The organism is Deinococcus alpinitundrae (assembly GCF_009982895.1).
Classification (GTDB): Bacteria; Deinococcota; Deinococci; order Deinococcales; family Deinococcaceae; genus Deinococcus; species Deinococcus alpinitundrae.
The window spans coordinates 1-12,107 of sequence record NZ_WXZL01000015.1 but is presented as its reverse complement, the minus strand read 5'-3'; the positions used below and the strand labels follow the sequence as shown (position 1 = coordinate 12,107).

Sequence of the window (12,107 nt, the reverse complement as noted above, 5' to 3'; positions counted from 1 at the left end):
GAGAAGGCCCGCCCAGACCAAATGCAGGGGCGGGCCACCAGGGGGCGAGCGGGAGGCGGGCAGCGACTCAGGCGGCCTGCCCCCCGCGCCGACTCACTTCTTCATGTTGGCGTTCCAGTAGGTCACGGTGTCGTCGAGGGCAGCCTGGGCCGTTTTCTTGCCGAGGAGCGCGGCCTCGATGTTGTCGTTGAGGTTCTTGTAGAGATCATCGCTGTTGCCAGGGGCCTTGAAGCCGGGGTTGATGTAGCGGCCCGACGCACCGACCAGGCTGGTGGCGTTGGCAATCGGGTCGCCACCGCTGGCGCGCTTGAACAGGGGGTCGCGCTGCGCGGCGCTGGTGGTCGGCACCACCGGCACCACCTTGGCAAAGGCGATCTGGCTGGCGTTGCTGGTAAAGAAAGCGGCCAGCTTGGCGGCTTCCACCGGGTGCTTGCTGGCGGTGGGCACCACCAGTCCCATGCTTCCGCCGGTCTGCACCCGCGCTTTGCCGAGCGGCGCTTCCGTCACCACCGTCTTGGCATACAGGGTGGGGTTGGAATCCTTGATGCGGGTCAGCGCCTGCGGCCCGCCCACGATCATCGCCACCTTGTTCTGAGGGTAGAGTTCGGTAGCCACCTGGAAAGCTTCCTTGCGCACGGCGTCCTCGGGAATATAGCCGCCCTTGAACAAGGTCACGTACTGCTGGAGCAGCGCCGCATGGGCGGCGGTGTTGAAGGCCGCCTTGCCGCCGGCGTCGTAGATCGGCAGGCCGTCGGAGTAGAAGTAGCCCAGGAACGACGCGGTGTTGGGGTCCTTGAGTGCCGGAACCCAGGCGTAAGCGCCGGTCTTGTCCTTGATGGTCTTGGCCATGCCGAGCAACTCGGTCATGCTGCGCGGCGCGCGGGTGAGGCCGGCTTTTTTCATCAGGTCGGGGTTGTAGAGCAGTACGCCCTCGTTGAGCCAGCCGTACCAGGGGTAGGCGTAGACCTTGCCGCCGAGCGTAAAGTTGGCGAGCGGCTGGGCGTAGAAGGTGGACTTGAGGCTGGCCATCGGCGTCAGGCTGTCCACGTTCCTGAGAAAGCCGTTCTGGGCGGCCTTGGCGGTCTCGTCAATGTTGAGGTTCACCACGTCCGGGGCGCTGCCCAGGTTCACGCTCGAAATGAAGTCCTGCACCATGCTGTCTTGCTTGTCAAACCATTTGACGCTGATGCCGGGGTTGGCTTTCTCGAAGTCGCTGATGGTGGACTTGATGTAGTTGTCGAACTTGGGGCTGAGGTACCAAGTCCAGAACTGCACTTCCACCGGACTCTGGGCGGCGGCAGTGCCGAGAGCGAGCGAGAGGCCGAGGGTCAGCAGGCGGGCAGCAATCTTCTTGGACATGATGGACTCCTTGTGGCGGGGTCAGACCCGCCGGGGCAGGGGAAGCGAACCGGGATCTGGCACGTCAGTTCAGTACTTTTTTTCAACCACCGACTCGGCGGTGACGCGCAGCATGGTGTGGGCCTCGGGACGGCGGGTCAGGACGGCTCGGTAGAGCATTTCCAGGACCATCGCCTGCGAGGTGAGGGTGCCCAGCACACTGTCACTGAGCGGGTCTTCCTGGGTGGAGGTAAACAGCACGGCGCTGGCGTAGCGCGTCACCGGACTTCGGGCGCGGTGGGTCAGGGCCACGGTGTAGTGCCCCTGCGACTGGGCCAGTTTGAGGTGCTGTACGGTATCGATGGTGCTGCCGGAACTGCTCAGCCCGATCACCACGCCGCCCCTGGGTACGCCGCTGATCGCCACCGCCGCCATGTGGGGGTCGGGGTGAACCAGCGCCGTGATGCCGAGGCGCATCAGCCGGTGGGCGAAGTAGAGGGCCAGCAGACCGCTGTTGCCCTGGCCGGTCAGGTCCACGCGGGGCGCACGGGCCAGGCGGTCGGCCACCTGATCGAGCACGCCCGCGTCGAGCAGCTGGGCGGTGTCCTCGAGCGTCTGGGCGGTTTGCCGGGCGAGGTGGCTGGCCTGTGCCTTGAGGCCACCGTCCTGGGGAGGGAGCTGACTTTCCCGGCCCAGCACGTCGGCGGCCAGCGCGATCTTGAAGGCGTGGAATCCGGCGAAATCCAGCTTGCGGCACAGCCGGGTGATGGTGGCCTCACCCACGCCCACGTTGCCCGCAAGTTCGGTGATGGTCTGATGCACCACGCTGTCGGCGTCCTGAAGCACGTGATCGGCCACCCGGCGCAGGCTCGGCGAGAAGTTGTCCATCTGGAGCCGAATGCGGCCCAGTGCGCCGCCGGGCACGGCGGGTCGGGAAGCGAGCAGCGGGGTCATGCGGGGGATACCTCCTGAGCGCAGAACGGTGGAAGGCAAGGCGCGGCCCGGTGGGAGCCGTGCGCTGGACTTTGCCTGAGAGGATTCACCAACCCGGAAAGAGCAAGCTGAACGTCACTGGAAACTGTGAAGGTATTGTGATGCTAAAAATTATTTTTGTCAAGTTGGAGTCAGATTCTGAAAATTTCTTCCAGAATGCCCGGCTGTTCGCGTCTCAGTCGGTCGGGCAGTCGCCTTTGGGCAGGGCGTAACGGTCGCCCAGCTTGGTGTTCACACGGTAGCCGAGGTCTTCGAGCGCACCCAGGGTGATGGAGCTGACGGGATTGACCCGGTCGGTCACATCCCCGGCGCTGCCGGACAGAATTTCCGAGCAGACCACCTCACCGGCCCAGTGGCCTGCGTCGGGGTCGAGGAGAATGCCCGTGCCCTGGCCGCCCAGCGCCCGGTAAGCCGCCAGCGCGCGCGGTCCGGTGTAGTACCACTGCCCGCGCTCCTTTTGCGCCAGATTCTTCTCGTCGCCGCCGCCGTCCAGAGACACCCGCTCGTCGGCTGTCCAGAGGGTGCCGATACCCAGCGCGTGCAGCAGTTCATGAATGATGGTGTCGAGCAGTTCCGGCTGAGACAGATCGTTCAGGCCGCGCGAGTTGAGGTCCACCGAGCCGTAGATCGGCAGGTAGGTCTTGTCGTGCAGATCGCAGGGCGAGGAATCGCCGTACACGTCGTCGCCCAGATCCTTGACCGCCACGAAGGCGACGAAGTGGGTAAAGCGCTCGTGCAGGGCGGGCAGGCCCTTGTCGCAGGCGTTGGCCGGCAGATCGAGCCGCACCGGCTGAAACCCGGAGCCGATCAGCCCGGCGACCCGGTTGGCGGCAGCCTGCAAGGTGGCCCGCTGCCCGGCGTTCAGGGTCTTGCCGCGCAGCCGCAACTCGACGACGAACGGCGCACCCTGGCGACTGAAGATGGTACTGGCCGCTGGACTCGGCGCGGCGAAGGCGGCTCCCGGCCCACATGAACCCGGCGACGACAGGCCGAGGGCCAGGCCCAGCACCCACGCTGCTCGAACGAGAACCGAACGAAACCGCTTTCCCTGCTGTCTGTGCGCCATGTCCGCTCCGGTCCCACTGCTTGAAGTGTCAGCAGCTTAGCGCCTGTTTCCGGCGGAAGCTGAGCCAGCTGGCCGAGGCCGCCACGCGGCACGGTTATCCTGCGGTCATGCCCGCGCCGATTAGCCGGATCATTCTGCTCAATGGCGCGTCGAGTGCCGGAAAGTCCACCCTCTGCCGCTGCCTGCAAGCCCAATTGCCCGAGCCTTTTTTGTACTTCGCGCTCGATCTGCTGCTGTTCAATAAGGAAGTCGTGCCCAGGCGCCCCGGCCTGGAAGCCTTCGGGTGGTCGCGGCAGCGCCCCAGATTGTTCGATGGCTACCACCGCGCGCTGGCTGCCTTCGCTGCCGCGGGCAACAATTTGGTGGTCGATTATGTGCTGGAAGAGACGGAAACCCTCGGGGAGCTGATGCGGCTCCTGGCCCCCTTCGACGTGTTTTTCGTGGGCGTGCATTGCCCCTTGCCAGAACTGGAGCGGCGCGAGCGGGAGCGGGGAGATCGGCGCATCGGCGACGCCCGTGCCGACTTTGAGCGGGTGCATACGTTCAGCAGCTACGACTTCGAGGTGGAGTCGCTGGGCGTACCGGAAGAGAACGCGGCGAAGATTCTGGCAGCCTGGCGAGCGAGACCGGAAAGCGGCGTCTTCGGACGGCGGCAGCAGGAGTGACCGGCCGTCAGGTAAACGGGACTTGGGAGAGGCTTGAAGCCCGCTTAAAAAAGCGTCGGCGCGTGCAGTGCAGCGGGTCGCCCTCCCGGAAGATGACGCCTGAAGCGAAAAGTAGCTCAGACCCGATCAGGAGGAAACGATTATGCCCACCCGAATTCAGCCGACCATCACTGCCCTTCAGGGCAACCTCACGGACCTGGCTCCCCAGCGCGGCGCGGAACTCATCGGGCGCTGGATTGGCGACCTGGAGAGTGCCGACTGGCGCGGAGCCAAGACCATTCACGCCAACCTGGTCTCCCTCCAGCACCAGCTCGAAGGCGGCGCTCCCGACGCGGCCAAGATCAAGGACCTGCTGACCAAACTGGGCGAGGAAACCGGACGGGCCGCTGCCCACGTGGAAGGCAACACTCAGAAGCAGCTCGAAGAACTGGCCGAGGCTCTCCAGCAGGCGGGCAACAGCCTGTAAACAGCTTGAGCAGTTCAGCAGAAAACCCCCGCACATCGCGGGGGCATTTTTTGGTTTCTGGCACTCAGAGCAGGCTCAGGCCATCCTCGGCACTGAGGTGGGTCAGGTGGGCGGGCAGGCCGCGTGGGTGGTCCATCACGATCTGCTCGGCCTTGTAGCTGCTGCGTACCAGGGGCCCCGAGACTACTTCCAGAAAGCCCAGCGACAGGCCGATCTTGCGGAACTCGTCGAACTCGGCGGGCGTCACGTAGCGCTCGACTGGCAGGTGGTGCATGGTGGGGCGCAGGTACTGCCCAAAGGTCACCACGTCCACGTTGGCGGCCCGCAAATCCTGCATGGTCTCGATGATTTCCTCACGCGTCTCGCCCAGGCCCAGCATCACGCTGGTCTTGGTGATCACGTCGGGGCGACTGGCCTTGGCGTGCTTGAGTACCTTCAAGGTCTGGTCGTAACTGGCGCGGATGTCGCGCACCGGGTGGGTCAGGCGGCGCACCGTCTCGATGTTCTGGGCGTAGACGTCCACGCCGCTTTCCAGCACCAGGTCCACGCAGGCCGTGTTGCCGCTGAAGTCGGGCGTCAGCGATTCCACGCGGGTTTCGGGGTTGACTTTCTTGATGGCCGTCACCGTCTTGGCGAAGTGGTACGCGCCGCCGTCCGGCAGATCGTCGCGGTCCACCGAGGTCAGCACCACGTACTTCAGGCCCATCAGGCGCACGCTGTCGGCCACGCCCGCCGGTTCATCGAGATCGAGTTTGCCCATCGGATTGCCGGTGTCGACGGCGCAGAATCGGCAGCCGCGCGTGCAGATGTGGCCCATCAGCATGAAGGTGGCTGTGCCCCGGCTCCAGCACTCGCCGATGTTGGGGCACATGGCTTCCTCGCACACCGTGTGCAGGCGGTGCTCCTTGACGATGGAGCGCACTTCCTTGAAGGTCTCCCCCGTCGGGATGCTGACCTTGAGCCAGGCAGGTTTCTGGTCGCGCACCGGGGTGCTGTCCTTGCGGTAGATGCCGTTTTTGATGAACTTGGGTTCGGGCGTGGTGTTGTGGGTCATGCGGGGCCTCCGGTGCTCGGCGTGGGTTGGGGGGGAAGGGGTGAAAAGGGTAGGGCGGGCAGGGTCCAGTCGTAGTCTCGGAAGGTGGCGGCAAACGCCTCAGCCACTACATCTTTCACCGTGTCCATGCTGGGCACTTCGCCCAGGCCTCGCAGGTCGTACTCGCGCTCGACGCTGGTCATCTGGGTGTCGGTCAAACCGCATGGCACGATCAGGTCGAAGTGGTCGAGGTTGGTGCTGACATTCAGCCCGACGCCGTGCAGCGCCACGTGCCGCTTGATCGCCACGCCGATGCTGGCGATTTTCTGGTGGCGTGCCAGGCCGTTCACATCCCGGTCCGGCACGTAAATGCCCGCGTAACCGGGATTGGGGCGGGCGTCGCGCAGCTCTAGCGCCGCCAGTGCCCCGAGGGTGGCGGTTTCGAGGAGTCTCAGGAAGTCGCGGACCTTGCGCCCCACCGGGAAAATGGCGTACATCACCAGCTGGCCGGGGCCGTGGTAGGTTACGTCGCCGCCGCGCTCGATCTCGTAGACCCCGATCTGCTGAGCGGCCAGGTAGTCGCGGGTCACGACGATATTGTCGCCCGAAACCGCCTTGCGCCCCAGCGTTAGCACGGCGGGGTGTTCGGCCAGCAGCAGGGTGGGCAGCCCGCCCGCTGCGACCCGGGCATGGTGCGCCTTCTGGGCATCCCAGGCGGCCTGGTAGGCGATCAGCCCGAGGTCGATCACCTGGAAGTGCTGTGCGCCCGTCATGCCCGCAGTGTACGCTGGGCGGCCTCTAGCCGAAGGTTGAAAGCACACGGTTTCCCCCCGGATTGACCACTCGAATGTGTCAGTGCCGGGAGTCGGTGCGGCGCAGCCGCACAGGCCGTCATACATTCAGTCCAGTAGCGACAGCGGATTTTTGGGCACGCCACTCAGGTAGGTGCCGAAATGCAGGTGCGGCCCGGTGGAGCGCCCGCTGCTGCCGCTGAGGCCGATTCTCTGGCCGCGCACCACCGTGTCGCCCACGCGGGCCAGATTGCGGCTGAGGTGGGCGTAGCGGGTCTGCCAGCCGTCGCCGTGGTCCACGATGATGGTCCAGCCCCAGCCGCGCGCAAAGTCGGCGCGTGATTCGACGACCCGGCCCGCGCGGGTGGCGCGTACCGCCGTGCCAGGCGGCACCACGATGTCGAGGCCATAGTGCATCTCGCTGTCGCCGTCGAGGCTGCGCTCGCCGTAGCTGCTGCTGATCCAGCCGCGCACCGGCCAGGTCCAGCTGCCCGAATCCGCCGCGCGGGCCATCGGGCGCAGCCGGGCTGTCCGGATGACCGGCGTGCCGGCCCGCTGCTGGCCCGCCGCGCTGCCCACCGAGGCGGCGATTTGGCGGCCCGGAATGTACAGGACTTTTCCGGCCCGCAGCGGTCTCAGGGCGCTCAGGCCCGCATTGGCCCGCAGCAACTGAACCAGGCTCAGGCGGTAGCGGGCCGCGACGCCGCTGAGCGTTTCCCCGGCCCGGACCCGGTGGTTGGTGGCGGCCTTGTGGGCGTCGGGCAGGCGCAGCAGTTGGCCCGCTTGCACGGTGTCGCGGCCCGGTAGCTGCGGATTGGCCGCGCGTAGCTGGACGATCGTCAGGCCGCTGCGCCGGGCGATCAGGGTCAGGTTGTCGCCCGGCTGCACCCGGTAGCTGCCCGCCGCGCCTGCGCCGGGGCAGGCTAGCAGCAGGCACAGCCAGAGCAAGCGAATCTGAATCTTCACGGTATCTCCACAGCTGGGGCTTTCACAATTGGCTATTGTGGCTAAAATCAGGGCGTGTTTGATGAACGGGTGGCTGCGGAAGGTGCCACGCGCTTCTATCGTCCGCCGCAAGGCTACGTGAGGTGGCGGCTGATCCTGAGCTGGGACGGCGCGGCGTTTGTCGGCTGGCAATCGCAACCCGGCGCGCGCAGCGTTCAGGACACCTTGCGGGACGCTGTCTTGCCACTGGTCGGGAGTGAAGCCGAAGTGGCCCGCCCGGTGGCGGCGGGGCGCACCGACGCGGGGGTTCACGCCGAGGCGATGACCGCGCATCTCGACGTGCGCCTGGGCAGTTTCAAGCCCGGCCCGGCGCAGCTCGCCCGCGCCATCAACGCTTCGCTGCCGCCTGATCTGGCCGTCAGCGCCATCGAACCCGCCGCACCGGGTTTTCACGCCCGCTTTTCCTGCACAGAGCGGGCATACGTGTACCGGGTGCTCAACGAACCGCAGCGCCGCCCGCTGTGGGCAGGCCGGGCGCTACACCGCAGCGGGCCGCTGGATCTGAACGCCATGCGCCGGGCCGCTGCGCTGCTGACTGGCCTCCACGATTTCGCCGCCTTCGCCACCCAGGAGGAGCGTCAGACGGTGCGCGATCTGCGGCGGCTTGACGTGCGCCGGATGGGCGAGCTGACCGAGTTTCACGTCGCGGGCGAGAGTTTTCTGCGCCACATGGTCCGCGGGCTGGTGGGCACCTTGCTGAAAGTGGGCGAGGGCCGCCTCGATCCCGCGCAGGTCGCCGCGATCCTGGCATCCCGTCAGCGGGCGCAGGCCGGGGCCAACGTGCCGCCGCACGGATTGTATTTTGCCGGGGCTGAGTATGGCGAGCGCCGCCAGCACAGAAGCGGGGGATAGAAAAGGCAACCTCAACATGGTGCAGAAGGAAAAGCGCCTGAAGCGCACGCTGGTGGGCCTGGTGGGGATGGACACCGTGCTGATGGACCGGGCCAGGGAACGCGCCACATCCACGAGCGGGTGCGCGGAGCCGCCAGGGGCCAGGGCGTGAACTACACGGTGTGTACGTGTTCCTGCCGCTACTGCGTACGGGAGGATGAAGCTATGAAACTGCCGATCTGCATCAACGAACAGGGCCAGATCGTGTGGCCGGAGAATGCCTGCGAGCTGCTGGACATGCAGGCTGTCGAGGCTGCCTATCCACTTTCCGATGCGGCCTTCGAGGCAGCGCTGCGGGGCACTCTTCAAACGCCTCGCGGACGCGTGAGCTGGGTGGAGACCACCTACCTGAACGCCGTCCAGGTCAGTTGGAGGCCGTCTTTAGCCGGGTAAGGGGTAAGTCCAGGTGATGGACATGATCCCATAGGTCTCTCAGGCCAAGCCGTGACCGGGCCGCAGCGCGTTCCGCAGATGGCTTGGGCTGCTTTCCGGCGTGTCGGCCAGGGTGTGATATGGATTTCGGTCAATCAGCGTTGCAATAACCTGTTGACCCGATTAGCGGGCAGGTCCCATACAGTAGGAGTGGCATCCATCCGGGCAGGCGTTCACGCCGAGGGTGCCCCTGTGCGCAAGAAACGGGAGAAGGAGAAAACGGTTTCTGGAGCATGAGTTCTAAACATGTTGGGGTTCCATGTGTAGAACGGATCGGACGCAAAGCGTATGAGACGCCTCGTTCCTCTCCCCACCGGGCCACCACCCGTCCGGGATGCGCTCTGAGATGAAACTTGGACGCGTTCCAGAAGCCGCACATCTGAGCTTTTCCGAGGACAACAAGATGCAGACGTATTTTTCGGACCAGCCCACGACTCTGTTTCTTCAGCTGATCTGACAGGTCAGCGTTTCGAGAAGCGTTGACCTCCAGCAGCGTTTTGGGAGGCTACCGACCCAAAGCACCGCATGGCAAAATCGTCAACAGCGCTCGCCCAGACTTCATGGTGTTCAATCAGCCCCATGTGGCCTGCCGGGCTGAGCATGACCTGTTCAGCGCCTGGGATGTGCGCTTTAAGGTACGCTGACGCCGCTGGGAGGGTTGCCCGGTCAGACGAGGCAGCGATTACCAGGGTCGGAACAGGGATCACCGGCAAGACGGCTCTGGCCTCATATTCCAGCATCCCAAGCATGCCACGGGCCACCACCGCCGGGTTGGCCCACAAGAGAAGGGCGGTGGTGAACCCGAGCTGCTGCCGGGTTTCCTGACCTTTGAATTGGAGAAGGTGGTTGGCCAAGGTCAGACTTCCGTTCAGAAGGCTCAGGGCGCTCATCACCCGGACCAGGGGTGAGAGCCAGATGGTCAAGTGGCACAGGGGACGAAGCAGTGGTTCTTGCAAAACACGGTTCAGAGGCGCGCCCAACGCGGTCTGAACTGGATTGGTGAACGTGGTCTGTGTCAGGATCAAACCCGCCACCTGGGCAGCCAGGACCTCCGGGTACAGGCCGCAGAACGTCAGCGTGGTCATTCCACCGATGCTGTGTCCGCACAACAGAACCGGCTGCCCATCGGCTAGCGCCAGCACAGCGTTCAGATCGCCCGCCATCCGGTCAAGACCATACTGGTGATCGTGCGGCCCTGCCGACTGGCCAAGACCCCGCAAATCCCAGACGAGCAGTCGGTAACGCTCACTCAAGTGCTGACATGCATAGCACCACTCGGCGCTGCTCAACCCCCAGCCGTGCGTGAAGAGCAGAACCGGGGCCTGCACTGGACCGAACGATTCGACGTGCAGTTGCGTTCCGTCTGGTCGCACGACCCGGTGAACCGTGCCGCCTGTCAGCGGTTTCATGTGCGCCTCGCCGGGCCGAGATCTACGTCCGACTAGAAGGGTTATGAGTGGCCTCCCTAGGAAAGCCGTGACGAGCAGCACAATGCCCCAGATCAGGTACCGGGGATTGGTGGGTAGGTGAATAGCCCAGTTGTCGTACCACTCCCACACCAGCCACGCGCCGCTGCCCAGGAGGAGAAGAGAGAAAAGGCCGGTGAGCCAGAGCAGCGGCAGGGTCGAGGGCACCAGAAGCATGCACTAATTGTAGAAGCGAAGGGAAGCCGCACCCGTTCGTGTGAGGCGTAAGCCAAGAAGGCAGACAGCTCTCCACTGGGCTTCAGGAACAACAGTTCGGCTAACGCTGCTGATTGCGCTCCTCTTCCGGTGTGAGCCGTTCAGCACTTTCAGCGCTGTTCTCGGGGCGCTGCTGATAATAGCGCCGCAGCCATTGACTCAGGCCGCTCAGATCGGGAAAGAGCGTGCGCTCGTTAATACTGATTTGATCCAGACGGTCCCGAATCTCCCACTTCAGTTCCCGAGCGATCACAATCCGCTGGGCTGCTGCTGGAGGAGCATGCAGCTACTCCTCGAGCAGCGTTTCAGGATTGGACAGGAAGGCAAACAGGGCCGACTGCTGCACAATCCGTTGATCAATGGATGGGGGTTCCAGCAAAACAAGAAAAGGTGCGCCCTGTGCCTGCTCCAATTGCTCGAGCCAGCCAGTCTCGGCATCGAAAGGCAGGCTACCGTCTTGTGGGCGTGCGTGGCTAAGCGTCGTCAGCATGTCGGTCGTGAACACGCTGCTGCCCTCCTGACGCAGCATGATCTGGAGCTGCTCGGGAAGCCGTGCGTTGGTCTTCGCCGTATCGAGCATCCAAATGACGCCGTCCTCGTCGTACTGGTGCTCATTACTGGTGGCGAAATGCAACGCGACGAGTGGGGAATACGACCAGTCCAACAGCCGGGTCGGCAACCCATGGTGCTGGCCGAGCGTGAGCCACGACCAGTGCTGATCTTGCGGCATCACGTTGACCATGGCGTACTTTCGAAAGGCCCGTACGAGGTGGCGCTCAATCTCACGCGGCTGCGACGAGAGCCGCTGGAGAGAGGTAGTCAAGGGTGCCAGTCTGCCCTGTCCCCGAAAGACGTAAGGCGAGCGATAGCGCCTCAGTTCAGGATTCCAGCTGTCTTGCTGCAAAGTATCGAGAAGAGCCATCCAAGTGGTGGGCCTCAAGTGACGCATCATGACCTACCAACAAGTGCTGAGCAATCAACCCGAGCGCCGATCAGGCACGACCTCTCCAGAAGAGATCTGCCGATTAAACGTTGAATTCTCCAGAGAATGGGGAAGGAAGTGAAGAAGACGGTTGAGAAGGCGTTGTAAGTCCAGCACTGGTTCGTATAAAAAGGGAACATGGAGCTTAGAGGATGCGCTTAAACCGCGAAAAGAGGATGAGGTATGTCATCAGAAAGCTGTAATTGATTCTCATTTTAAGGATCGCTCAAACGAGCAGCCCTTCTCTGTCTGGTCACCGACTCAAACGTCTCCACTGTTGAGGCTGCTATCTTTCCAAGATAAGTATCAAGATGAATGCGCCTTTGCCACCCCCCGTATTTTGTAGCCGAAGTCTCCACAAAAAACTTGATCCCAGATTCATCCGATGCTTTCTCTCTTGCAATATTTGCTTGAGTCAATAGAGGTCACGAAGCTTTTTATACATCTCTGCATCGAAATGCGTTTATAGGTGATTGTAGGCCTCAGCACCTGACAACTTTAGTTTGAGGCTGTCCTAGACGGAGAGAACTGCCAATTCCCTCTTGTCCCTCGACAAGGACGGCAAAAAGCGGTGAGTTGAAGCAATTGCTCTGACCCGAAACTGCAAGATCTCAAGTACTGAGCTGCGCTTGACTTTGAGGTGGTAGAAAAACTGCTGCCAGAGCTCAGTACCGGACAACTTTGGTTTAGGGCTGTTGTAGACGGGGAAAACCGTCGATCTCCCTGTTGTCCCTCGACAGGCACAGCCAAAAGCGGTGTGTTG

14 protein-coding genes are annotated in these 12,107 nt (G+C 63.6%); 5 read left to right on the top strand and 9 right to left on the bottom strand.

The features are described 5' to 3' along the window. Positions 1-93: 93 nt before the first annotated feature. From GUI70_RS14055 to GUI70_RS14045, 3 genes are all read right to left on the bottom strand, one after another. Positions 94-1,359 carry an extracellular solute-binding protein gene (locus GUI70_RS14055; protein ID WP_161882952.1) on the bottom strand — a complete coding sequence of 422 codons (1,266 nt, stop codon included), beginning with the start codon at positions 1,357-1,359 and terminating at the stop codon, positions 94-96. Between the two features lie 69 nt (positions 1,360-1,428). Further along, positions 1,429-2,292 (bottom strand): MurR/RpiR family transcriptional regulator, encoded by an 864-nt coding sequence (locus GUI70_RS14050; protein WP_161882951.1) that lies wholly within the window; start codon positions 2,290-2,292, stop codon positions 1,429-1,431. A gap of 214 nt (positions 2,293-2,506) precedes the next feature. Next, the gene (locus GUI70_RS14045; protein ID WP_161882950.1) at positions 2,507-3,340 is read right to left on the bottom strand and encodes a M8 family metallopeptidase; all 834 of its coding nucleotides are present in this window, start codon (positions 3,338-3,340) and stop codon (positions 2,507-2,509) included. Between the two features lie 164 nt (positions 3,341-3,504). Here GUI70_RS14045 and GUI70_RS14040 point away from each other — a divergent pair, with 164 nt between their 5' ends. Together GUI70_RS14040 and GUI70_RS14035 are read left to right on the top strand one after the other, a co-directional pair. Further along, the gene (locus GUI70_RS14040; RefSeq protein WP_161882949.1) at positions 3,505-4,062 is read left to right on the top strand and encodes a chloramphenicol phosphotransferase CPT family protein; all 558 of its coding nucleotides are present in this window, start codon (positions 3,505-3,507) and stop codon (positions 4,060-4,062) included. Between the two features lie 142 nt (positions 4,063-4,204). Further along, on the top strand, positions 4,205-4,528 hold the full coding sequence (locus tag GUI70_RS14035) for a hypothetical protein (protein ID WP_161882948.1): 324 nt from the start codon (positions 4,205-4,207) through the stop codon (positions 4,526-4,528). Positions 4,529-4,592: 64 nt separating this feature from the next. On the opposite strand, the gene lipA is transcribed toward GUI70_RS14035, so the two are convergent. The 3 genes from lipA to GUI70_RS14020 form a co-directional block, all read right to left on the bottom strand. Then, the gene (gene lipA, locus GUI70_RS14030) at positions 4,593-5,582 is read right to left on the bottom strand and encodes a lipoyl synthase (RefSeq protein WP_161882947.1); all 990 of its coding nucleotides are present in this window, start codon (positions 5,580-5,582) and stop codon (positions 4,593-4,595) included. Further along, the gene (gene lipB, locus GUI70_RS14025) at positions 5,579-6,334 is read right to left on the bottom strand and encodes a lipoyl(octanoyl) transferase LipB (protein ID WP_161882946.1); all 756 of its coding nucleotides are present in this window, start codon (positions 6,332-6,334) and stop codon (positions 5,579-5,581) included. The genes lipA and lipB overlap by 4 nt, the downstream gene beginning before the upstream one ends. 126 nt (positions 6,335-6,460) lie before the next feature. Then, the gene (locus tag GUI70_RS14020; RefSeq protein WP_237724923.1) at positions 6,461-7,318 is read right to left on the bottom strand and encodes a LysM peptidoglycan-binding domain-containing M23 family metallopeptidase; all 858 of its coding nucleotides are present in this window, start codon (positions 7,316-7,318) and stop codon (positions 6,461-6,463) included. Positions 7,319-7,372: 54 nt separating this feature from the next. On the opposite strand from GUI70_RS14020, the gene truA reads away from it, so the two are divergent. Genes truA through GUI70_RS14010 form a run of 3 tightly spaced genes read left to right on the top strand, consistent with a single transcriptional unit; the run spans position 7,373 to position 8,641 of the window. Continuing rightward, on the top strand, positions 7,373-8,209 hold the full coding sequence (gene truA / locus GUI70_RS14015; protein WP_237724922.1) for a tRNA pseudouridine(38-40) synthase TruA: 837 nt from the start codon (positions 7,373-7,375) through the stop codon (positions 8,207-8,209). 19 nt (positions 8,210-8,228) lie between these two features. Continuing rightward, on the top strand, positions 8,229-8,360 hold the full coding sequence (locus GUI70_RS25025) for a hypothetical protein (protein WP_272952881.1): 132 nt from the start codon (positions 8,229-8,231) through the stop codon (positions 8,358-8,360). Between the two features lie 53 nt (positions 8,361-8,413). Next, on the top strand, positions 8,414-8,641 hold the full coding sequence (locus tag GUI70_RS14010; RefSeq protein ID WP_161882945.1) for a hypothetical protein: 228 nt from the start codon (positions 8,414-8,416) through the stop codon (positions 8,639-8,641). 500 nt (positions 8,642-9,141) lie between these two features. Here the strand turns inward: GUI70_RS14010 and GUI70_RS14005 are convergent, their stop codons facing one another. From GUI70_RS14005 to GUI70_RS24370, 3 genes are all read right to left on the bottom strand, one after another. Beyond that, positions 9,142-10,323 carry an alpha/beta fold hydrolase gene (locus GUI70_RS14005; protein ID WP_161882944.1) on the bottom strand — a complete coding sequence of 394 codons (1,182 nt, stop codon included), beginning with the start codon at positions 10,321-10,323 and terminating at the stop codon, positions 9,142-9,144. A 100-nt stretch (positions 10,324-10,423) separates the two neighbouring features. Next, positions 10,424-10,615 carry a hypothetical protein gene (locus tag GUI70_RS24375; RefSeq protein WP_237724921.1) on the bottom strand — a complete coding sequence of 64 codons (192 nt, stop codon included), beginning with the start codon at positions 10,613-10,615 and terminating at the stop codon, positions 10,424-10,426. A gap of 33 nt (positions 10,616-10,648) precedes the next feature. Beyond that, entirely contained in the window at positions 10,649-11,284 is a 636-nt protein-coding gene (locus GUI70_RS24370) for an FRG domain-containing protein (RefSeq protein WP_272952880.1), read from the bottom strand. Positions 11,285-12,107 lie beyond the last annotated feature (823 nt).